Origin of the sequence: Shewanella sp. Arc9-LZ (assembly GCF_010092445.1) — a bacterium.
In the GTDB taxonomy this organism is placed as follows: domain Bacteria; phylum Pseudomonadota; class Gammaproteobacteria; order Enterobacterales; family Shewanellaceae; genus Shewanella.
In genome coordinates, this window is the sequence record NZ_CP048031.1 from 62,987 (window position 1) to 88,566 (window position 25,580).

At 41.8% G+C, this 25,580-nt stretch carries 26 protein-coding genes; 21 read left to right on the forward strand and 5 right to left on the reverse strand.

Features of this window, described 5'->3' with window-relative positions; translation table 11 throughout:
* Positions 1-23: 23 nt before the first annotated feature.
* Entirely contained in the window at positions 24-638 is a 615-nt protein-coding gene (locus tag GUY17_RS00255) for a chorismate lyase (RefSeq protein ID WP_101087458.1), read from the reverse strand.
* Positions 639-764: 126 nt separating this feature from the next.
* Between GUY17_RS00255 and GUY17_RS00260 the strand changes: the two genes are divergently transcribed.
* On the forward strand, positions 765-1,166 hold the full coding sequence (locus GUY17_RS00260; protein WP_101087457.1) for a flagellar basal body-associated protein FliL: 402 nt from the start codon (positions 765-767) through the stop codon (positions 1,164-1,166).
* Complete coding sequence (gene rlmF / locus GUY17_RS00265) at positions 1,166-2,248, forward strand: 23S rRNA (adenine(1618)-N(6))-methyltransferase RlmF (RefSeq protein WP_162021981.1); 1,083 nt, start codon at positions 1,166-1,168, stop codon at positions 2,246-2,248. The genes GUY17_RS00260 and rlmF overlap by 1 nt, the downstream gene beginning before the upstream one ends.
* On the opposite strand, the gene GUY17_RS00270 is transcribed toward rlmF, so the two are convergent.
* Positions 2,245-3,099: a formate dehydrogenase accessory sulfurtransferase FdhD gene (locus GUY17_RS00270; protein ID WP_162021982.1), complete on the reverse strand. Its 855-nt coding sequence runs from the start codon at positions 3,097-3,099 to the stop codon at positions 2,245-2,247. The genes rlmF and GUY17_RS00270 overlap by 4 nt on opposite strands.
* Before the next feature lie 347 nt (positions 3,100-3,446).
* Here GUY17_RS00270 and GUY17_RS00275 point away from each other — a divergent pair, with 347 nt between their 5' ends.
* From GUY17_RS00275 to GUY17_RS00355, 17 genes are all read left to right on the forward strand, one after another.
* Entirely contained in the window at positions 3,447-3,914 is a 468-nt protein-coding gene (locus GUY17_RS00275) for a DUF3305 domain-containing protein (protein WP_059745292.1), read from the forward strand.
* A complete protein-coding gene (locus tag GUY17_RS00280) occupies positions 3,911-4,591 on the forward strand; it encodes a DUF3306 domain-containing protein (RefSeq protein WP_162021983.1) in 681 nt (226 codons plus the stop codon). The genes GUY17_RS00275 and GUY17_RS00280 overlap by 4 nt, the downstream gene beginning before the upstream one ends.
* A gap of 155 nt (positions 4,592-4,746) precedes the next feature.
* On the forward strand, positions 4,747-6,426 hold the full coding sequence (locus GUY17_RS00285) for a 4Fe-4S binding protein (RefSeq protein ID WP_162021984.1): 1,680 nt from the start codon (positions 4,747-4,749) through the stop codon (positions 6,424-6,426).
* Between the two features lie 10 nt (positions 6,427-6,436).
* Positions 6,437-7,102 carry a molecular chaperone gene (locus GUY17_RS00290; RefSeq protein WP_011635547.1) on the forward strand — a complete coding sequence of 222 codons (666 nt, stop codon included), beginning with the start codon at positions 6,437-6,439 and terminating at the stop codon, positions 7,100-7,102.
* Positions 7,103-7,152: 50 nt separating this feature from the next.
* The gene (locus tag GUY17_RS00295) at positions 7,153-7,350 is read left to right on the forward strand and encodes a twin-arginine translocation pathway signal (protein ID WP_011635548.1); all 198 of its coding nucleotides are present in this window, start codon (positions 7,153-7,155) and stop codon (positions 7,348-7,350) included.
* A 16-nt stretch (positions 7,351-7,366) separates the two neighbouring features.
* The gene (locus GUY17_RS00300; RefSeq protein ID WP_162024245.1) at positions 7,367-10,216 is read left to right on the forward strand and encodes a formate dehydrogenase subunit alpha; all 2,850 of its coding nucleotides are present in this window, start codon (positions 7,367-7,369) and stop codon (positions 10,214-10,216) included.
* Positions 10,217-10,241: 25 nt separating this feature from the next.
* Positions 10,242-10,838: a formate dehydrogenase FDH3 subunit beta gene (gene fdh3B, locus GUY17_RS00305; protein WP_101087451.1), complete on the forward strand. Its 597-nt coding sequence runs from the start codon at positions 10,242-10,244 to the stop codon at positions 10,836-10,838.
* Positions 10,839-10,886: 48 nt separating this feature from the next.
* Positions 10,887-11,903: a formate dehydrogenase subunit gamma gene (locus tag GUY17_RS00310; protein WP_101087450.1), complete on the forward strand. Its 1,017-nt coding sequence runs from the start codon at positions 10,887-10,889 to the stop codon at positions 11,901-11,903.
* Positions 11,904-12,162: 259 nt separating this feature from the next.
* On the forward strand, positions 12,163-12,549 hold the full coding sequence (locus tag GUY17_RS00315; RefSeq protein ID WP_162021985.1) for a septal ring lytic transglycosylase RlpA family protein: 387 nt from the start codon (positions 12,163-12,165) through the stop codon (positions 12,547-12,549).
* A gap of 237 nt (positions 12,550-12,786) precedes the next feature.
* Positions 12,787-13,479 (forward strand): polymorphic toxin-type HINT domain-containing protein, encoded by a 693-nt coding sequence (locus tag GUY17_RS00320; RefSeq protein ID WP_162021986.1) that lies wholly within the window; start codon positions 12,787-12,789, stop codon positions 13,477-13,479.
* 249 nt (positions 13,480-13,728) lie between these two features.
* On the forward strand, positions 13,729-14,526 hold the full coding sequence (locus GUY17_RS00325; protein ID WP_162021987.1) for an EcsC family protein: 798 nt from the start codon (positions 13,729-13,731) through the stop codon (positions 14,524-14,526).
* Positions 14,527-14,808: 282 nt separating this feature from the next.
* Positions 14,809-15,732, forward strand: coding sequence for a formate/nitrite transporter family protein (locus GUY17_RS00330; protein ID WP_162021988.1), 924 nt, complete (start codon positions 14,809-14,811; stop codon positions 15,730-15,732).
* A gap of 94 nt (positions 15,733-15,826) precedes the next feature.
* Positions 15,827-16,819, forward strand: coding sequence for an alpha/beta fold hydrolase (locus GUY17_RS00335; RefSeq protein ID WP_162021989.1), 993 nt, complete (start codon positions 15,827-15,829; stop codon positions 16,817-16,819).
* A gap of 141 nt (positions 16,820-16,960) precedes the next feature.
* Complete coding sequence (locus tag GUY17_RS00340; RefSeq protein ID WP_162021990.1) at positions 16,961-17,677, forward strand: ZIP family metal transporter; 717 nt, start codon at positions 16,961-16,963, stop codon at positions 17,675-17,677.
* Positions 17,678-17,746: 69 nt separating this feature from the next.
* Positions 17,747-18,133: a DUF2306 domain-containing protein gene (locus GUY17_RS00345; RefSeq protein ID WP_162021991.1), complete on the forward strand. Its 387-nt coding sequence runs from the start codon at positions 17,747-17,749 to the stop codon at positions 18,131-18,133.
* Between the two features lie 97 nt (positions 18,134-18,230).
* On the forward strand, positions 18,231-18,674 hold the full coding sequence (locus GUY17_RS00350) for a GNAT family N-acetyltransferase (RefSeq protein WP_162021992.1): 444 nt from the start codon (positions 18,231-18,233) through the stop codon (positions 18,672-18,674).
* A 232-nt stretch (positions 18,675-18,906) separates the two neighbouring features.
* Complete coding sequence (locus GUY17_RS00355; protein ID WP_162021993.1) at positions 18,907-19,776, forward strand: DMT family transporter; 870 nt, start codon at positions 18,907-18,909, stop codon at positions 19,774-19,776.
* Between the two features lie 63 nt (positions 19,777-19,839).
* On the opposite strand, the gene GUY17_RS00360 is transcribed toward GUY17_RS00355, so the two are convergent.
* A protein-coding gene (locus tag GUY17_RS00360; protein ID WP_162021994.1) for an IS3 family transposase occupies positions 19,840-20,999 on the reverse strand; the annotation gives its coding sequence in 2 pieces (ribosomal slippage) (positions 19,840-20,741 and positions 20,741-20,999; 1,161 coding nt in all).
* A 135-nt stretch (positions 21,000-21,134) separates the two neighbouring features.
* Positions 21,135-22,175: a hypothetical protein gene (locus GUY17_RS00365; protein WP_162021995.1), complete on the reverse strand. Its 1,041-nt coding sequence runs from the start codon at positions 22,173-22,175 to the stop codon at positions 21,135-21,137.
* A 218-nt stretch (positions 22,176-22,393) separates the two neighbouring features.
* Between GUY17_RS00365 and GUY17_RS00370 the strand changes: the two genes are divergently transcribed.
* Complete coding sequence (locus GUY17_RS00370; protein WP_162021996.1) at positions 22,394-23,053, forward strand: hypothetical protein; 660 nt, start codon at positions 22,394-22,396, stop codon at positions 23,051-23,053.
* A gap of 16 nt (positions 23,054-23,069) precedes the next feature.
* On the opposite strand, the gene GUY17_RS00375 is transcribed toward GUY17_RS00370, so the two are convergent.
* Entirely contained in the window at positions 23,070-24,923 is a 1,854-nt protein-coding gene (locus GUY17_RS00375; RefSeq protein WP_162021997.1) for a tetratricopeptide repeat protein, read from the reverse strand.
* 228 nt (positions 24,924-25,151) lie between these two features.
* Between GUY17_RS00375 and GUY17_RS00380 the strand changes: the two genes are divergently transcribed.
* Positions 25,152-25,484, forward strand: a complete 333-nt coding sequence (locus GUY17_RS00380) for a multidrug efflux SMR transporter (RefSeq protein WP_059745271.1) — start codon at positions 25,152-25,154, stop codon at positions 25,482-25,484.
* Positions 25,485-25,580: the final 96 nt, after the last annotated feature.

Here is a 25,580-nt window from a genome sequence, read left to right on the forward strand (position 1 = left end):
CAAGATGCTGAGTAGCATTAACCTTAAGTGCTTTGATTGATATAATCGACAGCCGCAGGCAGAAATATTTCGCTAACAATAAGCTGTGAACCGTGCAAGTTAAAGTAACGTCTACGCCCCCATAAACTACTGTTAACCTGTTGATTTAAGCTGGTGGCTAGTGCTGCTAAACGGCCACAGGTTTCAAACTGAGCGACTTCAATATTGCCGGGAGTAATGTCTGGGCTATTAAACAATAACTCACCTAAAGGTCGGGTGCCAAGGCGAGTAAAATCATTCTGTTGATTGCGAATCTGTTTATCATCAGCATTTTGATTATTAGGGGATTGAGTGCCTAAAATAGTCTGTGGGATCAGTGTGCGGGCAAATACCCAAGGGGTGCCGTCAAGACACAATAATACTTCGCGGACCCAAACAGGGTTAGTTTGAGCAGGAAATTCATCTGCTAGAGGCTCAAGTAAATGCTCGCCTAACACTTTCACTTCAAAGTGTTTGCAGTGTGTCTTGAGGCGCTGGGTCAAACTTCCGGTTGCTAATAGCCACTCTTTAAGTTGGCTATGAGGCAATGAATCGATCTTTTGTGGCGAAAACCAATGAATTGATTCACCATAAGGAAAGCTAATACTGGTCACGTTCATCTAAAACTCGTTACAATATATCTCAACGGCAGTAGTCTATCATGTCAAAGATGAGCAAACACTCTTAGGGAGTGGGCACGATGGCTTATTTAATTAACGTTCCACATTGAAAGGGTGTCTCTCACTATGAAAAAATTGGTTTCAACGTTAGTTATGCTGTGTTGTTTCGCATTTAATGTCCATGCAGCTGATGAACCTGCCCTCGAAGATTATGCTTATTACGGTTTTGAACCAGACATTGTGACTAACTATATTTCTAACCGTAAAAAGTTAGGTTTTGTTAAAATCAGTGTCGAATTGATGGTAAAAGATCCGAACGATTTAATGAGCTTAGAACATCATGATCCTTTATTACGCTCGGCCATTGTTGAAATTTTGGGTAATCAGTCAGAAGAAAAGGTTAAATCCTTATCTGGTCGTGAAGAGATCCGCCGTGAATGCTATGAGACGGTCAACCGCCTTATGGAACAAGAAGTCGGTCGCTCTATTGTGGTTAACTTATTATTTACTAAATATTTATACGATTAATGACCCGTTCAACGACGCCTCCGATGCGAGCCAAGCATAATGCAGCTAAGCGCTCGCCAAGCCGACCCGCTACCAAGGTTAATCCTGTTTCTGTGAAGCCTAACAAGCCAGTGTTATCAAAATCATTGCATCCGCGTAATGCCCATCTACAGGGTTATGACTTTGCTGCATTGATCGTTGCTATGCCAGCACTAGCCGCTTTTGTTCGGCCAAATCCTTATGGTAATCCTTCCATTGATTTTGCTGACCCAAAAGCGGTAAAAAGCCTCAATGCAGCATTATTGCTGAGCGAATATCATATTAACGGTTGGGATATTCCTGAAGGATATTTATGCCCGCCAGTACCTGGGCGTGTGGACTATTTACATTACATTGCTGATTTATTAGCGGTTAAAGGCAAAGTAGTCAAAGGGGCAAGTATTCGAGGGTTAGACATCGGCACTGGTGCCAATGGAATTTATCCATTGCTGGGTATTCAAACCTACGGTTGGCAATTTGTGGCGTCCGATATTGATCCAGTCTCAATCGATAATGTTGCTAAAATTGCCCAGCAAAACGCCCAGATTACCACTCATTTACAGTTAAGATTACAGCCGCAACCTGAGCATATATTTAAGAATATCATCGCTGCAGATGAACGGTTTGATGTCACCTTGTGTAATCCACCGTTTCATCGCTCACTCGCTGAAGCTTCCGAAGGTTCATTACGGAAAGTCAAAAATTTAGCCAAAAGCCAGCAACAAAAACATGGTCAACAATCGCGTAAGTTAGCGGTTAGTCAGGCTAAACCGACGCTTAATTTTGGCGGTCAAAAAGCCGAGTTATGGTGTGATGGTGGTGAGCAAAAATTCTTAGCCAACATGATCAAGCAAAGCCATGATTATGCCAACCAAGTGCTATGGTTTACGTCACTCGTGTCAAAGTCGGACAATCTCAAACCTTGTTATCAACTACTTAAACAGCTTAATGCTGTGGAAGTCAAAACCATCGAGATGACACAAGGTAATAAAACGACCCGTATTTTAGCGTGGAGCTTTTTAACCCCAGCAATACGCCAACAATGGGCCACATTACGTCCTTAATCTTTAGTGGCATCAAACTCAATCGTTTCACTGCCGTGATACACCAAAAAATGTCGCCCTTTAGCACGAGCTATCAAGGTAATGCCCATTTGTTTGGCCAAATCTAGGCCCATTTGGGTAACGCCACTGCGTGACAACAATACTGGTATGCCCATTTTGGCGACTTTGATGACCATTTCTGATGTTAATCTGCCTGTAGTATAGAAAATCTTATCGTGTCCCGTTTGCTGATCTAACCACATATCTCCCGCCAACGTATCAACGGCATTGTGGCGGCCAACATCTTCAACAAATGCTAAAATTTGTTCGTCTTGGCATATTCCGCAACCATGCACAGCGCCGGCATTTTTGTAGGTTTCATTATAAGCATTGATATTGCCGAGTAAGGCATAAATAGTCGATTGTTTGAGTGATGGAGTAGGTAAATCAATCTCATCCAAGCCTTGTAAAAATCCACCGTAAACAGTGCCTTGGCCACAACCAGACGTCACTGTTTTTTCGGCCAATTTCTGCTCAATATCTTCAGATATCTCTTGGGTTATCACCGCCGCTGAACTGACTTCCCAATCAACGATAACCGACTCTAATAGACTTAACTCGCTAATAAACCCCTGGTTTTTTAAGTAGCCAATAGTGAGTGACTCTGGTTTAGCCCCCAATGTCATTAAGGTTACGATAGGACGCCAATTTAAATATACGGTTAATGGTCGTTCGCAAGCGACAAATTTATCGACGACCTGGCCTTGTTCGTTGATGGCTTTAACTGCAATGGTGAGCGGAACCTGCGTGTTGGTTTTAACAAACTTTATTGCATTGCGCTGCAAAGATGTGGCTGAAACAGATTGAGTCATAAGCGAGATAGCCTCTTAGTGGGTCATTCATAGATTGAAAGAATAGGCAGAGTTTGCCTGCTTCAACACCTGATGATCATAGCAATTATTATTCCCTAAACTGAAAACAACTTGTCTAAGCGTGATCTGGCGCAAATCTTCACAAATTCAATGAATTTGGCGCGTATTAATGTCCCACCTAAAATTGCACTGTGGACATATTGTCCTATTCTTAAGAGGGATTTCGGGATCTAGTTCAAAGTTAATTTTACTTTTTAGTTGGCATCATTTTTGCTCCTATTTTAGTTATAAACAAATCAATCAAGTGTATTTCAATACACATATTCATGTCAGAGGTAAGCATTACCATGCAACACACCGACACGATTTGGCCAATGTATGTTTCATTGAAAAAGGTTCAAACCCAAGTAGGGCGCTGGACATCTGTTCGCTGGGAGCTGGATCAAATGGTTCCAGCAACAGAGCAGCAACCAGACAATTCTGTTTTGGTGCCACTGGAATTGTACAAAGATCAACGTGGTAGTTATCGCATCAATCTCGATATGGATAATGCAACACTCTTTATTGTGTGCGATGAATTGATTGATGGCACATGGGTGCCTGCGATGATCTCTGCCGATCAACACGTGAGTGCCGGTTGCCTAGAGTCAGATACACCAGTGCTCAATATTCCCATGCCTAGTGCCATTGCCTGTTGGATAGAGGCATTCATCACTCGTCACGGCGAAGTGGAAATCAGCGCTCATAGACGCAAGCATGTTAACCGCCGTAAAAATGAAGGGCCGAGCGCGAATCGCTCTGGAAATATGCAATGAGCGATAAAGCAGAAGGTCTTCTTAACCGTTGGGAAATTAGGCGTCAGCGGGTTGCTGAAGAGGCTAAACAAGAAGAGTTGTTGCAACAGGCACAAGAAAAGCCTGATGACTTCAACATACTAACAGCTGAACCAATCGAAGACGTTAGCGTTATAGATGCGGATGAGGTGGCAGAGCCAGAAGTATTACCAGACCCAAACTCGATTGAAGTAGGTGGCAGTTTTGCCCGCTTTATGGCCAAAAGTGTCGACCCAACGACTAAAGCTGCTGCGCTACGAGCATTATGGAAACAGCCACAATATGGTCATATCGATGGGCTGCTTGAATATGCATTGGATTATACCAATCAACCGCTATTGTCAGCGGATGTATCTGCAGAGTTGGCCAGTAAAGTGTTTCGATATGTCATTGAAAAAGAAAAGCCTGAGCCAGAGATTGATGCTGACTTAGCGCCAACTGACATAGCCGATCCAGTTGAATTCGCATCAAACGAATTAGTACCAACCGAATTAGCTGAACAAACCGAAGAAACCGACTCGATAGCCGAAGAGGACTCAATCGATTTAGCCGATAATGATGCAACAACGATTGCGGCGTTATCGCAAGCAGAACAACCGCTTTACCAGGATGATGATCTGCTAAAGCAAGCTGTCGCCAGTGATGAGGCGAAAGCGTAATAACGACACCGTCACCAGATGAATATGACATAAATAAAAGTCGTTAGTTACAGATTTAGAACAAGTTAATGTCAATCTATTACGTGCAATAAGCGTGAACAGTGAACTGAGCTATCACTGTTAATGAGGTATAAAAACCGATAATTGGGAACGCAATGAGTATAAGAAAAAACCAGCCACAGCTGAAACAAGCACGACAACAGGTGATGGCGAATACGCAGATTTTGCAAAATTTAATTCCGCCCACTGTTAGCTATACCACCCAGGGGCATGTGCTTATTATTGGGCCTGAAGATCTCGCGCGTTTAGCTGCGGACAAATTGTCCACAATGGCAAGCCGAGTCATTTTAGCCAATGAAGCGATCACTAACCAAGATGAAACTCACCTTGAAGCGGTGATGAATGCAGCCACTGATGTCGAAAGTTATTACAATAAATTGGCCAGCGTAAAAGGTTTTTTAGGCCAGTTTCAGGTCAAAGTTGAAGGTGAAAGCGGTATTAGCGAACTAAGCGTGGTCGCCATACGCCAAGCGCACTTTGATATTGTGCTCGATTTAAGCCACAGCCCATGCATTAACCTTGAAATGCTTCCTCCTGGTTACTTTTATGTCGGCCAAGACAGCGATTTACTTGCCGATGCGATTGCCAGTATTCCAGAGTTAATAGGTGAGTTTGATAAACCGCGCTATGTCCGAGTTAACAGCGATATTTGCGCTCATGATAAACACGGTTTAAACGGTTGTAATCGTTGTTTAAACTTTTGCCCTGCTGATGCCATTAGTAGCGTTGCACATAAAATTGAAATTGACCCTTATCTTTGTCATGGCGCAGGCAGCTGTACTAATGCATGCCCAACTGGGGCGCTAAGCTATGATTTACCAACCCCAGCCTCACTGCATACTTACCTCGAAAAGTTAATTAGTCGTTATCGTCAAGAAGCGCAAACTGCCCCAGTAATATTATTTCATGACAATGAAGCTGGCGCAGAATGGATTAACGAGCAGCTAAGCGGTGACGTGTTACCTGTTGCAATGGAAGAGATCACTGTAGCAAGTATTGATCATTGGTTGGCTGCATTAGCCAATGGTGCACGCGAAATTTTAATTCTACACACTCCGGTTACGGCACCAACATTACTGCAAATGCTTAAAGGTGAGTCTACATTAGCAAATCGCATACTCGACCAAATGGGACAGCCACAACGGATTCGTTTAATTACCCCGTCAGAGCTAACCCAGTTAGATGAGGCGCTAGCCATTAGTTTAGCTTGGCCAGTGATAATGCCGATGACCTTGAACGCTATCGAACCTAATACCAATGTAAAACGCAATATTATGTTCCAAGCGATTGACCACCTAAATGGTCAAGCTGCAGGTGTTGATGACGTGTTAACCATGGCGAATATTCCCTACGGTATGGTTAGCATTAACAGTGACAAGTGCACATTATGTTTGTCGTGTGTGTCAACGTGTCCAACCCAAGCGTTAAAGGATGGCGGCGACGCTCCTGCTCTTAAATTTGTTGAGCAAGATTGCGTCCAATGCGGTTTATGTGAAGCGGCCTGTCCCGAAAACGTCATTAGTTTACTACCTCAAATCAACTTCAATCAGTCTGCAAGACAACAAGTTCAAGTATTAAAACATGAGCCTCCGTTTGAATGTATTCGATGTGGTAGTGAATTTGCCACCCAATCTATGGTGAAAAAAATAATTGAGATGGTAGGTGAACATAGTGCGTTTAGCGCCAATATTGAACGTTTGAAAATGTGTGGCGATTGCCGTGTAAAAGACATGTTTGAAGACATCCTTGACGATCCAGAAAAGCAATTGCAATAAGAGATCTCCTATGACAGAAACAGGAAGACAAGTAAGTGAAAATGATCAGTTAAGAGCCGATATATATCAGTTGCTGGCTGCGTTATTTCGTCGCCAACCCAATACTGAGTTATTACAGTTTTTAGCTGGTTTAGAGGTAGAGGCCGAGGATGGCAATACCATGAGTCAAGCATGGAATGCGTTAAAACTGGCAGCAGAAAATAGTGATACCAACACCCTAGAAGATGAATACTTTGCCATTTTCTTAGGCGTAGGCAGTGGTGAGATTATGCCTTATGGCAGCTGGTTTATGACTGGCTCTTTAATGGATAAACCCTTAGCGGCATTGCGGAGTGACTTGATGCTACTAGGCTTTGAACGTGAAGAGAATGTTAAAGAACCAGAAGATCATGTCGCTGCATTATGCGAAGTCATGGGCTGCTTAATTTTAGAAGCACCAGGTTACCGTCAATTAGCGTTTTATCAACGCCATATTGGCAGTTGGATTATACGTTTTTGCGATAATTTGGCTAAAACACCTAGTGCTAATTTTTACCTAAACGTCGCGCAATTAGCTAAAGCATTTTTTACCGCTGAAGCCAATGAATTTGAACAACTGAGTTTGGATATTCCGGTGAATTGTCCAGGTAGTGCTGACTTAGATCCGCTTGAAGAAGAGGTTGTACAAATTAACTAAACTGGATGACGGCTTATTTAGCCCCATCTTTATTTTAACAAGGAGACCATATGAAAAAGCAAGCTTCCGACATGGGTCGTCGTCAAATGCTCAAAGCATTAGCGCTCGGCAGTGCGGCAGGTGCTGTGGCCAGTGTCAGTGCACCCGCACTTGCTCAAGTCACTAAACCGTCTACAGAAGAGCCTACGGGCAATAACTATCGCGAAACTGAGCATATTCGCAATTACTATGCTTCGTTAAGCAAATAACAAAGGAGAGTGTGTGATGCGATTAACCCGCAAAACAGACACGGCCACTAAAGCTGAAAAGTCAGGCCTAGGTCTTAACCGACGTCAATTCCTCAAGTCTGCCAGTTTGGCGACCGGTGGTATTGCAGCGGCTTCAATGCTTGGCGCAGGTATGATGCGTAAAGCAGAAGCTAAAGATGTACCGCACAATGCACCTACCGAAATAAAACGAACTATTTGTTCACATTGTTCAGTAGGTTGTGGTGTGTATGCTGAAGTTCAAAATGGTGTGTGGACAGGGCAAGAGCCTGCGTTCGATCATCCATTTAACCAAGGTGGACATTGTGCTAAAGGCGCAGCATTACGTGAGCATGGTCACGGTGAAAAACGCTTAAAATACCCAATGAAGTTAGAAGGTGGTAAATGGAAGCGTCTATCATGGGATCAAGCCATCAATGAAGTAGGCGACAAAATGGAGTCGATTCGTCAAGAGTCTGGTCCTGATTCAGTTTACTTTATGGGTAGTGCTAAATTTTCAAACGAACAAGCTTATATGTATCGCAAATTAGCAGCAATGTGGGGCACGAACAACGTCGATCACTCTGCTCGTATTTGTCACTCTACCACGGTAGCCGGTGTTGCAAACACTTGGGGCTACGGTGCGCAAACTAACTCGTTTAACGACATCCGCAATTCAAAATGCATGATGTTTATTGGTTCTAACCCATGTGAAGCTCACCCAGTGGCGATGCAACACATTTTGATTGGTAAAGAACGCGGTGCCAAAATCATCGTAGTTGATCCACGCTTTACCCGTACAGCGGCTAAGTCTGATGAATATGTCCATATTCGTCCAGGTACTGACATTCCATTTATTTATGGTCTGTTATGGCACATTTTCGAAAACGGCTGGCAAGATGATTCATTCATTTCTCAACGTGTATACGGCATGGAACGTATCAAAGAAGAAGTGAAAAAATACACTCCAGAAGAAGTCGAACACATTGCCGGTGTGCCAAAAGCACAAATGTACCGTGTTGCTAAAATGATGGCAGAAACTAAGCCAGGCACAGTCGTGTGGTGTATGGGTGGGACTCAGCATCACATTGGTAATGCTAACACTCGTGCTTACTGTATTTTACAGCTTGCCCTTGGCAACATGGGTATCGAAGGCGGTGGAACTAACATTTTCCGTGGTCACGATAACGTACAGGGTGCGACTGACTTTGGTTTGTTATTTGATAACTTACCAGGCTACTACGGCTTAACGTCTGGCGCATGGGACCATTGGGCTAATGTGTGGGACCTTGAACCAAAGTGGATCACCGAGCGTTTTGACCAAGGTGAATACCTAGGCCAATCTCCACAAACATCTGCGGGTATTCCTTGTTCTCGTTGGCATGATGGTGTGTTAGAAGACAAAACCAAGATTGCTCAACGAGACAATATTCGTCTGGGGTTCTTTTGGGGTCAGTCAGTTAACACCGAAACTCGCGGTCGTGAAATCCGTGAAGCACTGAATAAAATGGATACCATTGTGGTCGTTGATCCATTCCCAACCATGGCGGGTGTTATGCACGAACGCCAAGATGGAGTGTATTTATTACCTGCGGCAACTCAGTTTGAAACCTACGGTTCGGTTTCAGCCTCCAACCGTTCACTGCAGTGGCGTACGCAAGTTATCGAACCATTATTTGAGTCATTACCTGATCACACCATCATGTATAAACTGGCCAAAAAATGGGGCGTTGCGGACCAATTCTGTAAGCACATCAAGGTTAATGGCGATGAGCCATTAGTGGAAGACATTACCCGTGAATTTAACACCGGTATGTGGACTATTGGTTATACAGGCCAAAGCCCTGAGCGTTTGAAAATGCACCAAGAAAACTGGGGTACATTCGACGTTAACTCACTTGAAGCACCCGGCGGCCCAGCTAAAGGCGAAACCTATGGTTTACCTTGGCCATGTTGGGGTACACCAGAGCAGAAACACCCTGGTTCTCAAATCTTGTACCGCACCGGACGTGAAGTGAAAGACGGTGGTGGTAACTTCCGCGCGCGTTATGGTGTGGAGCACGAAGGTAATAACATTCTTGCTGAAGGCTCTTTCTCAAAAGGCTCTGAAATTGAAGATGGTTACCCAGAGTTTACTGCCGACATGCTTAAGCAGCTTGGCTGGTGGGACGACCTAACAGCAGAAGAAAAAGTCAAAGCTGAAGGTAAAAACTGGAAAACTGATATCTCTGGCGGTATTCAACGTGTGGCAATTAAGCATGGTTGTATTCCTTACGGTAACGCTAAAGCGCGTTGTATTGTGTGGAACTTCCCTGACGATATTCCATTGCATCGCGAACCGTTATACACCCCTCGTCGTGACTTAGTGGCTAAATACCCTACTTATGAAGACCGTATGGTGGCTCGTCTACCAACGCTTTATAAAACAATTCAAGACAAGGATTTTGCTACCGACTATCCACTTGCCGTAACAACCGGACGTTTGGTTGAATACGAAGGTGGTGGTGAAGAAACCCGTTGTAACCCTTGGCTTGCTGAATTGCAGCAAGAAATGTTTATCGAGATCAATCCAGCAGACGCTGCAGATCGCGGTTTACGTGATGGCGATGACGTATTTGTTCACAGTCCAGAAGGTGCAAAAATTACTGTTAAGGCAATGGTTACACCACGTGTTATTGCAGGTGAATGTTTTATGCCATACCACTTTGCAGGCGTATTTGAAGGCAAGAGTTTAGCCAAAAACTACCCTGAAGGAACCGTGCCTTATGTGATTGGCGAATCTGCCAATACCGTAATGACCTATGGTTATGATGTCGTAACGCAAATGCAAGAGACCAAGTCTAGCTTGTGTCAAATAAGCAAAGCCTAAACACTTGATGAGGAGATAAGCCATTATGGCAGTCATGAAATTTCTGTGTGACACCAAACGCTGCATCGAGTGTAACGGTTGCGTCACAGCATGTAAAAACGAAAACGACTCTGCTTTAGAGTGGGGTATTCAGCGTCGCCGCGTGGTAACGCTTAATGATGGTGAACCAGGAGAAGCGTCAATCTCAGTAGCATGTATGCATTGTACCGATGCACCATGTATGGCTGTATGTCCGGCCGACTGTTTCTACCGTACCGAAGACGGCATTGTGCTACATAACAAAGATACGTGTATCGGTTGTGGCTATTGCTTCTATGCCTGCCCATTTGGTGCACCGCAGTTCCCTAAGAAGTCTGCATTTGGTAGCCGTGGCAAAATGGATAAGTGTACTTTCTGTGCTGGTGGCCCAGAAGAAGATCATTCAGAAGCCGAGCGTCTAAAATACGGTTCAAACCGTATTGCAGAAGGCAAATTACCAATGTGTGCAGAGCTTTGTTCAACCAAAGCATTGTTAGCCGGCGATGCAGGCATAGTGTCTGACATTTACCGTCAACGTATGGCTGCACGCGGTAATCCAAATGTAATTTGGGGCTACAATCCTAAAACAGGCGAAATGATCTAACCCAGAGCAATGGCTGCGATAATTTTCGCAGTCATATAAGGAGTGACAATGTTAACTTTAACGTTAAACAAATCACTGCGCAGGATGTTTGCTCTGTTGGTTCTGTGTATGGGATTGGGGTTGGTTACATCAATGGTGTATGCCGCCGATGAACAATCAAGTCAGCAACAAGCAAAGTCTAAAACCAGTGATGCAGATCTCTGGCGCGCAGTAAAAGCCGGCGAACCGGGATACAGTACAGACAAAGGCCTTGATGCTGATGTTCTGATAAATGTATCGGGTAATGAAGGCAAGATATTGCGAAATACCTACCTGAAACCCGCACTCGGCTTAGCCGTTGTCGGTGTTTTTGCAGCCTTTTTAGTGTTTTACTTCGTTAATGGTCCATCTAAACTGAGTAAAGGCTTTTCGGGCAAAATGGTACTTCGTTGGAGTAAAAGTGATCTCTGGTTACATTGGACTATGGCAGTTTCATGCTTAATCATGATGCTGACCGGTATAATCATTATGCTCGGACGCCATTTCTTAGCCCCTTATGTCGGTGACGGTATTTGGGCGGGGATCATCGCCTTTAGCAAGTTTGCCCATGACTGGTCTAGCCCCATTTTTATGGTGTCTTGGCTGTTGTGTGTTATCAAATGGATGCCACTACAAACCTTCAAAATGTATGACTTGAAATGGTTTTTAGTGGTGGGTGGCTACATTAATTTTGGTCCGTTTAAAGGCAAACATCCAGACAGTGGATTTGCTAACGCGGGTGAAAAAATGTGGTTTTGGACCTTAGCTATTTTTGGTCTAAGCATCAGCATAACAGGCATAATGTTAGTGTTTCCAACACTGGATTTACCGCGCGAACTGTCAATGCTCGCCTTACTTGTACATGGCTTAAGTGCGACGATTCTAATCGCATTTACCATAGTACATATTTGGATGGCGACCGTACTCAGTGAAGGTGGTATGGAGTGTATGGTATCTGGCTATTGTGACGAAAACTGGGCTTCGCAACACCACAATGTGTGGTACGACGAAATCAAAGCCGATGGCAGTTTAAAATACAAAGAGTAGCCCTGCTTTCTGGTGTTAATGCACCAGGTTGATGGCAGAGATAAAACACCTTGTTGGGTAACTAACAAGGTGTTTTTTATTGCTGCAGGTACATTAATAAGTTTTGGGATGCAGGTAATGAATCGAATTGATTGCAGTAGATGATGGCGGTTTAATTTGAATCACTGTTCAAACTCAGTTAGTGTGCAGGATATTATTAAATTACTAGAAAATGAGTCGCTCTATAGGCTTGTTATGTGACCAAACTAAAAGACAAATAATGGTAGCCATTTCTCGAAATATTCAATTTTTACTCTTTGCCTTTATATTGGCCGGTTGTTCTACTATCCAATCAGGTAGTGGAGATATGATCGGTTTCACTGAGTCAGGTAAAGCCTCGTACTATAGTGATATACATCAAAACAACAAGACTGCAAGCGGTGATATCTATCAGCATAATCAAAAAACTGCTGCGCATAAAACGCTACCATTTGGTTCTAATGTAAAAGTGACCAATACCCACAATGGTAAGAGTGTTATCGTTAAAATTAATGACCGTGGTCCGTTTGTTAGAGGGCGCCTCATTGATCTTTCAAAGTCTGCCTTCAGCAGTATTGGCAATATATCTAGTGGTTTAATTGACGTTAACATTGAAGTCGTTCGTTAGCACTTTTCTATGGCGCAATATGTCTTACTGACCTGGCATCGAAGATAATCCAGCTTGCTAATCAACTGGCCGTATGGTCGGTTTCGTAGGCGAACGTTTAACATATGGTTTGGTTTCGCTTTCTTTAGCTGAGCTTTTATAAGAGTCGGTTTAACAGTAAGTCATTATTTAAATTATAATTTAATAGGCTGCGAAATTAACCAGATTAAAAAACTATGTGGAAGTGTTGCAGAAGATATGATCGAGATTGAATATTCTATAGGTGAATTAAAAACGTCGATGCTTGTTGTCGAGGAACACCGTTTTTACCTTATTACAAAGGAATGGATAAAGGCTGTAGATCTGAATGTGGGTGACCAAATATTAGCTTGCAGTGATGCTATCGCTAAAATAGAAAGCATAAATAAAGTTGAAGGTTCAGCCTATTGCCGCGACTTAAAAATAAGCCATAATCATAATTATTTTGTCACCACAGCGCGTCCAGCGTTTCATGACACTCTCTGTGATAGAGCCCCAGCCGATAAGCTTGAACGTATTGCATACGAGCTGGCCAATAGGCCCTCAAATTTCCCTGATGGTAAACCAACCGGTCACCACGGTGGCCCTTGGGCCGCGGCTAAATATTTACACCGCGATCCCAGCAAAGAAGTCATCGGCTGGGGCCGTGCCAATGACAACATGTGCGCAGAAGATGCAGCTATAAGTGATTTAAGACAAAAAGTGGGTAATGTCGTTGAATTACATCGAGGTAATGTAGATATTTCACATGCATATTTGAGGAAATATACCAAAAAAGGTCGTTTTGTGAATAAAATGAGCCCTTGTGTTTACTGTCGTGATAATTATGGCAGCGCGCTAAATGACACCACTGAAGGCGTGAGTAATTTGCCTAAAGAAGGTCGTGGCTATTTACCCGCGTTAGATAAATAATTCCTAGCAACATTTTTCCCATCATTTATGAAGTCCACAACACTATTTGTTTACCAAATTAACCTGAGCTGTCTAAGGCTAAAGCCGTGTCCGCTGTTTTGAATACAATGGCGCAGTGGGAATATTGTCGAATAAGCGCGTTAAGTTGATTTGCAACCAATGTCCTTTTACTTCAAATTGGTGATAAGCGCTTCTTGAGGTGCAAAAAACAATCGCAGCATTACGTTACTTCACAACTAAGGGGGTTATTTGAATATTTCAGAATCACATAAAAAAGAGCTTTTAGTTGCTAAATCACTATTAGAAAATCCTGGTCTAGCGGTAAAAATAACGAATTTAATCGGTACCCCTATTGAGAAAGGGTTAGCGCTTCTACCGGATAACTGGAATAAAAATATCGCTAAAGTGACCGAAAAGTCGCTAATTAAAGCGTCTGAAGCGGCAATCTTTACTATGAAAGATATTCCCGGAGAAGAATCATCTAATCTTTGGCATAAATTAGGCGTAGCTGCGAGTGGTGGTGTGGGTGGTTTCTTTGGCTTGGCTGCAATAGCGGTTGAACTCCCTATTTCGACATCAATCATGTTGCGTTCTATAGCTGATATTGCTCGTAGTGAAGGTGAGTTTATTACTACTCTAGAAACAAAAATGGCTTGTTTAGAGGTGTTCGCACTAGGGGGCGAAAGTGATTTAGATGATGGTAGTGAATCGGGATATTTTGCAGTAAGAGCTGCCCTAGCAAAATCAGTATCTGAAGCCGCTGAGTTTATGGTCAAAAAAGGTATTACCGATGAAGCCGCGCCTATTTTAGTCAAACTTATTACTAAAATCGCTGAAAAATTTGGTGTTCAAGTGACTCAAAAAGCAGCGGCACAAGCTGTACCTGCTATCGGTGCGGCAGGCGGTGCCATAATCAATACTTTGTTTATTGATCACTTTCAAGATATGGCCCGAGGTCATTTTATTGTGCGAAAATTAGAGCGTATATATGGGTATGAAACAGTAAAAAGTGCTTATCAGTCGTTACCTAATAATGGTAATCAATAACCATAATTCGTGAAATTAATCCGTTTTTATTCGGCTAGTAAATGACAAGTGTGCTTTGGATTTTGGCAACAATTTTGATTTGGATTTACTTATTCCATCGGTTAATCCTAGTAGAGGTTCAATAAGCATCGCAGTAGACCATCAATACATGACTTATTAATAATGTATTGATAGGTCATTTGTGAGGCGGCAACGTTTGTTGAATTGATGATATAAAGCATCTATTCTTTATGTACTTAAATGGGACCTCAAGCTAAATTTAAGCCAGAAAAGGATATCAATATGACACTGCACGGACCGGAACAGACCGAAAATACCCAATCGACAATAACCAGTGATTCTAAGTGTGGCGACAAGGTTGAGATGCGTGAAGTACGCGAGAGTCAGCCGACGCAACCAGAGATATCGCTGACAGGATCTGAGCGTGATGCAGTGATTGAACATGGCAGTCTTTCATCGCTTACGGTTTATTCTATTATTTTGCGTGAAGGTCAAGAAGAACTCGATCGGCCGTTGATGTCGTTGTGGTGGTCAGGAATAGCGGCTGGTATCGGCATTTCAGCGTCTGTTTTGGCCGAAGGTATTATCCGCAGCAACATAGGCTCCGATCATCCTTATTTGTCTATCATCGAAAGCCTTGGCTACACTTTTGGTTTTGTCTTAGTCATTCTCGCAAGGCTGCAACTTTTTACTGAGAACACCATCACCGTGGTGCTGCCGCTACTCGCTAACACCACAAAACATCTTCTTGTTTGCACCGCTCGCTTATGGGGAATTGTGTTAGCAGCAAATTTTGTTGGCACGTTTTTCACGGCGGCAATTGTCGTGCACGGTAACATACTGACAGAAGACATCCTTACCGCTATCCTCCAGATATCTCGCCATGTTGCAGAGTTAACGCCTTCAGAGACATTAATGCGCGGCATACCAGCGGGCTTTTTTATTGCCGCACTGGTGTGGATGCTACCCTCGGCCAAAGGGTCTGAAGTGTTGGTCATTATTATGTTTACATGGCTCATTGCTGCTGGAGAATTTACTCACGTTATTGCCGGGTCTAATGAAATATTTAGTTTGGTACTTAATGGTGAAATGAATTTTTTTACTGCGTTGTCGCACCATATTGGCCCCATGCTAATGGGTAACATCATTGGCGGGACAGGACTGTTTGCGATGTTGGCTTATGGCCAAGTTCGACAAGAAATGTAGGTATCCTGTTGAAAAAATAGATGTTGTTTTAAATCAAAATGGCTGTCATGGTGCAGTTTGTTGTTGATGTATAATTTATTTGAACGAGAGTGATATGAAGAAATTTTGTTTGGTACTAGTAACTCTATTCGCGGTGGTATCACAGGCATTTGCTGCAAATCCGGTTAAGTATAATAAAGAGTTAGATGGGTTTGATTATCCCTTTGACGTTAAGACATTTAATGTTAACTCGCAAAATAAAGATTTAAAAATGCGTTATATGGATATTGGCGATAAAAACGCAGGCAAAGTCATCGTGTTGTTGCACGGTAAAAATTTCTCCGGCTATTATTGGGAAAGGGTTGCTAAGGATTTACTTAAGAACAATTACCGAGTCATCATTCCGGACCAAATTGGCTTTGGTAAGTCTTCAAAACCCGATTTTTACCAATACAGCTTTGGGCAGCTAGCGCTCAATACTAAGTTGTTATTGGATAGCTTACACATCAAAAAATTTGATCTGGTTGGTCATTCAATGGGCGGGATGCTAGCAACCACATTTGCGGCTAATTATTCTAGTGCGGTTAATAAATTGATTCTGATTAACCCTATTGGTTTAGAAGATTACGGCAAATATGTGCAGTTTAAAGATGTTAACTTTTTTTATAAAAATGAGCTCGCTAAAACACTCGATAAAGCGAGAAACTATCAGAAGAAAAATTATTATGATGGTAAATGGTCAAGCGAATACGAGAAGCTGTTAGAGCCTGTGAGAGGAATGCTTGCTGGGGATGATTGGCAAGTTGTTGCTTGGAATAATGCCTTAACTTACGGCCCGATTTTTTCAGAAAACATTGTCGATAGGTTTTCACAAATTAACAATGAAACAGTGCTTATTATTGGCACCAGAGATAAAACCGGCCCAGGTAGAGGGTGGTTAAAAGAAGGTGTAACCAGAACATTAGGCGACTATAAAAATCTGGGTATTAATACTCAGAAATTGATTAAAGGTTCAAAACTGATTGAGTTGCCAGGATTAGGTCATATGCCCCAGTTTGAAGACTATGATGTTTTCATAAAAGCATTTCATCAGGCTCTTGAGCAATAATAAACATAAAACCTGGCTTAAATCTCTAGCATTTTTGTGTATTCGCTGCACTTATTATGGCTAAAAATGGTTCCATGATTGTATGGTTTAAACCGATTATGGCAAATTACTGCGGCGTTATACCTTTTAAAGGATTAAAACATGTCTTTGCTGCTAACTGTTTTAGCAACCACACTGCTTGCTGGTTTGGCTATGCCATTAGGCGCTTTAATTGCCCATTTTGAGAACGTGAGCAGTGAGTGGCTCGAACAGGAATTTAGGCACAGTGTCATGGCTTTTGGCGGCGGTGCTTTATTGTCAGCGGTTGCTTTGGTTTTGGTGCCAGAGGGAATAGCGAGTCTTAAGCCATTACCTGCTTGTATGTGGCTTATGGCTGGTGGACTGAGTTTTATGGCCCTTGATATTTACCTTAACAAAATAGATACCCCAGCCTCTCAACTAGCAGCCATGCTGGCAGATTTTATTCCAGAATCAATCGCTCTGGGTGCTGCATTTGCGACAGGAAGTAACAACGCGTTCATATTGGCAGCGTTAATCGCGTTACAAAATGTGCCAGAAGGATTTAGTGCCTACCGTGAATTAAATGCATCTTCTGCGTATAAACCCCAAAAAATAATCATCATGTTTTGTTTAATGGCAATGCTGGGTCCCATAGCTGCAATGTGTGGTTATTTGTGGTTATCAGAGTCACCAGAAATTATTGCGGCAGTGATGCTTTTCGCATCTGGCGGTATTCTCTACTCCATATTCCAAGATTTGGCTCCTCAGGTAAAACTTGAAAAACGTTGGGCACCGCCAATGGGAGCTGTATTTGGTTTTGGTCTTGGTATGTTGGGATTAATGTTAACCACGTCATGATCTCTGTGCTACATAGTCGTGCTAAATAACTCTGCAAGCATCAACGTAATGAACTGGGAATAAAAACAAATGGATTACATCAATTTATCTTATCTGCATTTAGTCACTGTAGTGCCGGCATTTTTCATTGGCACTTATTTACTTATTGTTAGAAAAGGTACGCCTAAACACAAAGCATTAGGCAAAATTTATATGGTGTTGATGTTGTTCACTGCCATCGTGTCACTGTTTATGCCTGCTCAACTCGGAAGTCGCTTTTTGAATCACTTTGGCTATATTCATTTGTTAAGTCTTCTAACGCTTTACGCTGTTCCTGCTGGCTATTTTTATATTAAAAAAGGCAATGTTCGGGGACACAAACGAAGCATGAATATATTGTATTGTGGTGGTCTCATTGTCGCGGGCACCTTTGCTTTTATGCCTGGTAGATTATTGAATGATTGGATTTTTAGCTAATCAGTTGATTGATTGCAATACGCTTTTACACATTATTATCCATGATGAGTCTAACGATGAAAGTGGATGACATGGTTAAACATAAACGGGTGGACTCATGAAATACCAGTTTGGCTCAGGCACGGTATCAAATATTTTGGCGGTATTAGCGCAAATTCCAGAGTTTGAAAAAGCAATGTCTGTGGACCTTATCGAAAACCGATTAGCAGGCAAAAACTATCTGATTTTAGTGGCAGAATTAGATAACAAGCCAGTGGGGTTTAAAGTGGGCTATACGTTATCTGATGGTCAGTTTTACAGCTGGTTAGGCGGTGTAGTTCCTGAGCATCGCAACATGAAAGTTGCTTCTCAGCTGCGACTTATTCAAGAGTCTTGGGCGATTGATAATGGCTTTAAATCTATTAGTGTTAAATCGATGAATCAATTTCCTGCCATGTTACAGATGCTTATAGCGAGTGGTTATCAAATCTGCGGTTATGAGGATAATGGGTCAATAACCGACAGTAAGATAGAATTTATTAAATTTTTACAAACACCGTAAAATAAATAACCCCGCGTAAAGCTCGAGCCTTCCTTATGTTGCCTGTTATCGCGACTTACTATTAGTAAATGAACAGATAAACGCCCTATGAAAGCTCTAGAAGCTATGAGAGATTACCGCGATTCACTCAATGGTATGACTTGTGTGTATGATGATAATAAATACTGCAGGGTTTGACGTGGCTCAGGTAGAATGCCGGCACTTAGCTTTTTCATTTTTAGGCGTATTGTAGATGCAAATCAATCGTGTACTTCTGACCGCAGTTGGTAGTGTTTTACTGGCTATGGTGACCATTCAATCCGGCGCTTCTTTAGCAAAGCAACTTTTTCCCTTGGTTGGGCCTGAAGGTACTACTGCATTACGTTTAGGTTTTGCGGCTGCCGTACTTTGGTTGGTGTTTCGTCCATGGAGAGCATTACCCCAAGGCCGTGATTGGCGGAGTATTATTATTTATGGCCTGTGTTTAGGCGGGATGAATATCCTGTTTTACTTAGCCATTGAACGGATCCCGCTTGGGATTGCGGTTGCGCTTGAGTTTACCGGCCCTTTGGCAGTGGCTTTATTTAGCTCTAAGCGAAAAAGTGATTTGTTTTGGGTTGCTTGCGCCATAGCAGGGATTTTACTGTTGATGCCAGATTTATCTAGTACGCAAGGACTTGATCTTGTTGGTGCATTAATGGCATTAGGTGCAGGCGCATGTTGGGCTGGTTATATCTTATTTGGTACTCGTACAGGCAAGCAAGCATCTGGCGGTATTACTGTGGCACTAGGTATGACCGTAGCTGCCATCGTGCTTGTGCCTGTTGGCGTTGTAAGCCAAGGCTTAGCGTTAATTAGCTGGGAAGTCTTGCCGCTTGGTTTATTGGTAGGGGTGTTATCTAGCGCCTTACCTTATTCTTTGGAAATGATCGCTCTTAGAAATATGCCAACACAGGCCTTTAGCGTGCTAATGAGTTTAGAACCTGCCATTGCCGCATTAGCAGGTTTTGTTATTTTAAGTGAGCAATTAACCGTGCTTCAGTGGTCTGCCATTGGTTTAGTGATTATCGCTTCGGTAGGGAGTAGTTTTACCCCTAAAAAAGCCATTGAAATGGGCGTGTAAGACTGAGCCGTCGTTTCGTTTTAACTTCTATTTATGTAATGGTCAAGTATTTCTGGAGAGATTTTAAGCCGCTTTTTTTAACTCATTATATTTTTGATGTGGCGTCTTATAATCTATTGCTGAATGTCTGCGTTTGTAATTGTAGAACTGGATATATTGCTCAACCACACTGACTACAGAACTGTGATTGATAAAGGCTAAATGGTTCAATCTTTCAGTCTTTAAACTCCTAAAGAATCGTTCCATCACGGCATTATCCCAACAATTTCCTCTACGACTCATACTTTGTTTAATGCTTAAGTGCTTTAGCTTTTCTCTGAACACGTTAGCAGAGTACTGGCAACCCTGGTCTGAGTGAAACATCAACTCCTGTGTATTTGGCCTCTGACGTTGTATCGCGTTATTTAATGCCGCTGTCGCTAACGCGGTATTGGGTTGGCTTGATAAGGCATACCCAACGATTTCTTTCGTTCCTAAATCAAGTACACAGGCTAAATAACTCCATCCTTGATGTGATTTTATGTAGGTAATGTCACCCACCCAATGAGTGTTATAAGTCGTAGGGTTAAACTGCCGTTTAAGCAAATTGGGTGCGTAAACATGTTCGTCACCAGTGTTAGGATAGTAATGCTTTTTCTTTGGCCTAATCGCTTTTAATCCCAAATTTTTCATTACTGTAGCAATGGCGTAAACCCCGACTTTACACTCTAAATCTAATAAGTCGGCCTGTATTCGACGTTTGCCATACGTCGCATTTGAATCAGAGAAGGCTTGCTCTACAAATTGTATCAGAGTCTGTTTTTCAACACTTTGTGGTATCGGTTTGTAATAAAAACTACTGCAACTGATCTCGAATACGCGGCACAACTCACTCATTCTAAAGCCTGGGTTTGCTTTCTTTACTTCGCGCATCATTTTAAGTTTTGATTGTCTCGAATGAAGAAAGCTGCAGCCTTTTTTAAGATATCATTATCCCTCATTGCTTGTTTTAGTTGGGCTTCTAGGAGTTGAATTCTTCGTTGGTCTTCAGTTAATGCTTTGGTATTTTCTGGTGTTTTACCGGCTAATTCAGCTTGGTACTGCACTTTCCATCGAGACACAGCAGATTTACCCGCACCTGACATATCTTCAATTTGCTTGTTCGTGTAACCCTGTTCGACCATCAGCTTGGCATATTCTAATTTTTGAAGAGGGCTGACAGTGATTTTCGTTTTTCTAATCATGATAAATACCTTTAAGATTTTGCTTATTTTAAGCTATAAATCTCTACAGTTTCATTAGACCATTACATTATTGATATTATTAAAAAAGTCAGTGGGGTTATCCACTGACTTTTTTATCCCTTGTTAACGGCTATTTTATTGCTGCTTCAATGGCTTCATTTCCGCTCTTTGCATTTCTCTTGGGATCGGCTTACCGGGTTTACCTGGTTTGACCCGGTCTAGTTCCACTTTACTCGACGGTACACAGAACAACTCTCGTTGATCATTCATTAGTTCATCGGGTGCGAACTGATTATTGATCTCAAGATTACGGCTTTTGACTTTATTTTGTTTTACAAAGTCATAACACACTAAATGGCGCTTTTCATTACGAGTCTTATAAAGCTTTTCATTATGAATTTTACTTGAAGGGTTACACAGTAATACTGGCTTGCCTAGCACTGCACGGGTTTTACCAAACTGATCTTCTATCATGATGGTTTCTTCACGAAGAGCATCTCCTTTCTGCACGCCATAACATTGGAAGTGTTCTCCAGGCATATGGACAGCAACCGGTGCAGCTTCAACGATATCACCACAGGCAGCGGTAAAAACCGAATAGGTTTTTTGGGCTAAATTACTTGTCGACCAAGCCCAGCGGAAATTATTCGCATTGACATTATTGGCTAGAGGGAAGTTCATCGTTCCCCAGGGGGAGGTGCCACCCGCGACAGAGCCGGGGAATAAATAGGGAGACGGAGCATTAGATAACGATCCTGCTATCAACGTATTAATTTGGCTCGTATTAGGCCCGCCGGTTTGTGCCCAACCAGACGATGGAATCGTTGATTGATATGCTTTAAAATGCCCTGAGCCGGTATAAATCGTGCTATCGCCTTTGAATATGGCAGCCATGCCTTGTGAAACCTTACCATCTCCCCATGCAATAACACTGACTGAACAGGTTTCTAGTGATTGTGCTGAGTTGTCGATATCGAACTTGAGTGATTCAATTTTTTTCCAATTACTGCCATTGGCACCACGATATACCACCGTAGGTGAACTACCATTACCTGGTGAATGTACCACAATGAAATCATTGTCTGCGGTGACGTTAGCGGTTATTGGGGTTGCACAAACCATAGTTGATGCACTCATTAGGCACATACTGATTAATGTTTTTTTGAGTATACTCATCCTGACTTTCCTTATTCTGGTTTAGTAAATGTTTTAATCACGCTTAATGACTTAAGCTGAATTAAAACTAACAGTTAAGATAAAAAAGTCAGTAAAGTTAGAGGGTTAAAAAGGGGGCGTTTTGTATTTTACCCAAATTTACCCTAGTATTTAGTGGACTATAAAAATGGAAATGCATAGCGTCTAAGATGATGCATTCATTCTAAAAAGGATATTTTATGAAATACATATTACCCCTAGTCACTTTGCTTAGTTGTGTTGGTAGCGCATCAGCGCACCAACTTGCATTTAATGAGCTCACACCAGTCAGCACGGCGATTAAAACCGAAATCACTTTTGAATTGAGCGAGATGGATATGATTAAACAGTATCATTACCGTGCTCAGTACTTTGATATTGAAAAGTGGATGATGAGTAAACAACTGACATTACACAATGATCATGCAGCTGCAACACATGGTGCACCGCAGTCGATGAATACTCGTCAGATGCAGCAACCGGAAGTCGAAATAGATGAGTTAGGTGGCTTTCATGGTGTGATAGACCCATTCACTAAGTTACAAGGCAATAATGTTAATTCACCAGATCTTAATAGCGTGACAAATCGAATTAACATAGCAGGGCTTGTGGCTGTGTCGATGTGTAATGCTTATGCTTCGATTAATATCAAAGATCAAAACAATAATCTAATGCCTAAGTTTATTGCACCCAATAGCTTTTTAGTGGGAATAGACCCTGCGACAGCACAGCAAAGTGATTATTCGTTATCCGAAGGAATAAAATTTAGTTGTGTGTATAAAAATGTACTCAAGCCAGTAGTCAGAGACAGTGTGCACGACATTAAATTACAGCAACCATTACTCAAAAAAGGCGGGTAAGCCCGAAAGTAACAGATTACGTTGTTTCTAAAGACTCGCTCTTGATCACTTGCATTATTCGGTCAAGGTGCGAGGTTAATAATGTTCTATCATCGTTAGACAAATTGCATTCAGATAAAATGAAGTGACATGTTTTAACCACATTACGCCAGCGTGGATTAGCGGGTAATTTTTTTACCTGTAGGTATTTATCTAAAGAACGTGTTCTTAGACGGCCAGAGTCGATAGATATAGTCCAAATTTGGCTTCTGTCGGCTAATTCTACTTTATTCGTTTTAGTGCTTTTCTCCCAAATACTGATGCAATCAATCATAGTATTTACTAATAACTCCGCAAAAGAAGCTGTCAATTCAGAAGGCGATAATGGCGTAGATTCCTGTTGTTGGGCATCGTCTTGGTCTGCTGTATCGTCATTAGATAATAAAAATAATTGCTGCTTATGTGACTCTATTATAGTCATTAAATGCTGCTGGGCTTTACGTTTTCTATAAATATAAAAGCTCACAATAAAGCCGACTAACAAGCCAACACTGGTGATGCCAAGGATTAAATTAAGTAATTTATCAATTTTTTGGCTCTTCTGTTGGCTGACAATTTGCTCTTCTGCTAACGCTCGTTGCACGCGTTCATTCTCTATATCGCTTTGAATGACTTTAATGTTCTCACTGTATTTTTTCTCCAATAAGGTTTCGTGCAACTGTTGATATTTCTTTAGATAAACCAGGGACTCATAAGGGCGACCATTGTCATAATATAACTCGCTTGCGTAGTGATAAATATTCATTTTTTGCAATGAATCTTGTTTGGTGTCGCTATAGTCCATTGCGCTTTCAATAAATTTTATTGCCTGAGTCGCATCTTTTTGATGTGTGGCTATTTGGGCTTTTAAATAGAAAATTACGTCATGAAACGAATGGTCATCGCGGGTTAAATATTCCGATAATGTGTTGGCGACATCTAGAGCGGGCGTAAATTCATTAGCATTGATATGGATGGTGGCTACATTAATGAGCGCAGAAAGCCTGTCGTCACCGACAAGGTTATCGTTGTAGGCTTCGATGACCTTATTACTGTAGAAGTTTTTCTTATTAAACTGGTTGTTTATATTATATATCTCAGCAAGGTTTCCGTAGAGATGCGACATATAACCGATAACATGAATATCTACATTATGACTGGTGTAGCGTAAGTAATGCTCCAGTGAGAGTTCAAAATAGCGCTGGGATTCTTTAAATTTTTCGAGTTTTTTATAAATTAGACCAAGGTTGTTGAGGGTTATCGCAGTATTAAAGTCATTACCTAGAGCCTCTTTAACCGCTAAACTCTTCTGGTAGTAACTCAATGCTTTGTCATATTGATTCAAATACTGTTCAGTTAGTGCTAAATCGTTATAGCTTTTAGCCAACCAAATATCTGACTCTTGGGTTTTAGCAATGCTAAAAGCTTGTTCAAATAAGGTTTTAGCTTCTTGATAGGACTTTCTATAAAGTTTTCCCGCGGCTTTCTTACGTAACCAAAGATATTGAACATCGACATTTTGAGTAAATGCAGCGCTGTTTTTAACCTCATCAAGCATTTGTTCCGCAGCTACCTTATCACCTAACTCTTGGTAAATATCATATAAGGTTAGTTGTAACTTGGCGGCAACGATGGGGTATTTATCAATGTCTAATATTTTGAATTGTTGGCTGCAAAAGCTCAAGCTGGCTTGGGGGGGCACCTGTTTTATACGGGCTTTACATTGCTCTAATGCTGAACGGATTTGTTGTTTCGTTTCTTCTTGGGCTGTTAACTTAGCCGCCGTTGCAGGTATATGCATCGAGCATAACGATAACAATACACATAGAAAAACTGCTGTAAGTCCCTTCACTCAACCACCAAGTCCAATCATAAATATCGTTTAAGTCTTATTACACCGTCAAATAGGTGTAATGTCAGTTAACATATTAACAACATAAACCGATAGCCAACGTAAATACAAGAGATAGTAGCGATTGACCATGTGCAGAGCTAAGTAACAGATCTAAAATCGAAGACTGTTTTTTTATTGTTTAGTCTTTATACTTGCCGGCTGTTTTGTCTTGGTAGAATGTGAAAAATGAAAAGTTGGATATTTTTGAGTGTGGCCATTTTAACTGAAGTGGTCGCAACTTCTGCGCTTAAAGCTAGTGATGGATTTTCAAAATTGGCGCCTTCAATCGTAGTTATTGTGGGCTACGTGTTGTCTTTTTATTTTTTGTCCTTAGCACTAAAAGGTATTCCTGTTGGTATTGCTTATGCCACGTGGGCTGGGTTGGGTATTGTGTTAATTACAGCTATCGCTTGGGTGATGTATGGGCAAAAACTCGATTTAGGTGCGCTGGTGGGTATGACGTTTATTTTAGTCGGTGTCGTTGTGATGAATTTATTCTCAAACGTTACGCCGCATTAGTATTAGCGTTAGTACATCACAAATAACATAGACATTGCGTAGCCGAATCCTTGTGTTTTTATTCCCTTTTTCTCCACTTTTCGAGCCAACGGTAAC

Excerpts from the sequence above, each read along its gene's own strand:
- GUY17_RS00370 (WP_162021996.1), top strand. The coding sequence starts at position 22,394 with ATGAAATACATATTACCCCTAGTCACTTTGCTTAGTTGTGTTGGTAGC.
- GUY17_RS00315 (WP_162021985.1), top strand. The coding sequence starts at position 12,163 with ATGGTAGCCATTTCTCGAAATATTCAATTTTTACTCTTTGCCTTTATA.
- GUY17_RS00340 (WP_162021990.1), top strand. The coding sequence starts at position 16,961 with ATGTCTTTGCTGCTAACTGTTTTAGCAACCACACTGCTTGCTGGTTTG.
- GUY17_RS00300 (WP_162024245.1), top strand. The coding sequence starts at position 7,367 with ATGCGATTAACCCGCAAAACAGACACGGCCACTAAAGCTGAAAAGTCA.
- GUY17_RS00365 (WP_162021995.1), bottom strand. The coding sequence starts at position 22,175 with ATGAGTATACTCAAAAAAACATTAATCAGTATGTGCCTAATGAGTGCA.
- GUY17_RS00270 (WP_162021982.1), bottom strand. The coding sequence starts at position 3,099 with ATGACTCAATCTGTTTCAGCCACATCTTTGCAGCGCAATGCAATAAAG.
- GUY17_RS00345 (WP_162021991.1), top strand. The coding sequence starts at position 17,747 with ATGGATTACATCAATTTATCTTATCTGCATTTAGTCACTGTAGTGCCG.
- GUY17_RS00350 (WP_162021992.1), top strand. The coding sequence starts at position 18,231 with ATGAAATACCAGTTTGGCTCAGGCACGGTATCAAATATTTTGGCGGTA.
- GUY17_RS00320 (WP_162021986.1), top strand. The coding sequence starts at position 12,787 with ATGATCGAGATTGAATATTCTATAGGTGAATTAAAAACGTCGATGCTT.
- GUY17_RS00280 (WP_162021983.1), top strand. The coding sequence starts at position 3,911 with ATGAGCGATAAAGCAGAAGGTCTTCTTAACCGTTGGGAAATTAGGCGT.
- GUY17_RS00355 (WP_162021993.1), top strand. The coding sequence starts at position 18,907 with ATGCAAATCAATCGTGTACTTCTGACCGCAGTTGGTAGTGTTTTACTG.
- GUY17_RS00285 (WP_162021984.1), top strand. The coding sequence starts at position 4,747 with ATGAGTATAAGAAAAAACCAGCCACAGCTGAAACAAGCACGACAACAG.
- GUY17_RS00275 (WP_059745292.1), top strand. The coding sequence starts at position 3,447 with ATGCAACACACCGACACGATTTGGCCAATGTATGTTTCATTGAAAAAG.
- GUY17_RS00335 (WP_162021989.1), top strand. The coding sequence starts at position 15,827 with ATGAAGAAATTTTGTTTGGTACTAGTAACTCTATTCGCGGTGGTATCA.
- GUY17_RS00290 (WP_011635547.1), top strand. The coding sequence starts at position 6,437 with ATGACAGAAACAGGAAGACAAGTAAGTGAAAATGATCAGTTAAGAGCC.
- GUY17_RS00310 (WP_101087450.1), top strand. The coding sequence starts at position 10,887 with ATGTTAACTTTAACGTTAAACAAATCACTGCGCAGGATGTTTGCTCTG.
- rlmF (WP_162021981.1), top strand. The coding sequence starts at position 1,166 with ATGACCCGTTCAACGACGCCTCCGATGCGAGCCAAGCATAATGCAGCT.
- GUY17_RS00380 (WP_059745271.1), top strand. The coding sequence starts at position 25,152 with ATGAAAAGTTGGATATTTTTGAGTGTGGCCATTTTAACTGAAGTGGTC.
- fdh3B (WP_101087451.1), top strand. The coding sequence starts at position 10,242 with ATGGCAGTCATGAAATTTCTGTGTGACACCAAACGCTGCATCGAGTGT.
- GUY17_RS00255 (WP_101087458.1), bottom strand. The coding sequence starts at position 638 with ATGAACGTGACCAGTATTAGCTTTCCTTATGGTGAATCAATTCATTGG.
- GUY17_RS00295 (WP_011635548.1), top strand. The coding sequence starts at position 7,153 with ATGAAAAAGCAAGCTTCCGACATGGGTCGTCGTCAAATGCTCAAAGCA.
- GUY17_RS00330 (WP_162021988.1), top strand. The coding sequence starts at position 14,809 with ATGACACTGCACGGACCGGAACAGACCGAAAATACCCAATCGACAATA.
- GUY17_RS00260 (WP_101087457.1), top strand. The coding sequence starts at position 765 with ATGAAAAAATTGGTTTCAACGTTAGTTATGCTGTGTTGTTTCGCATTT.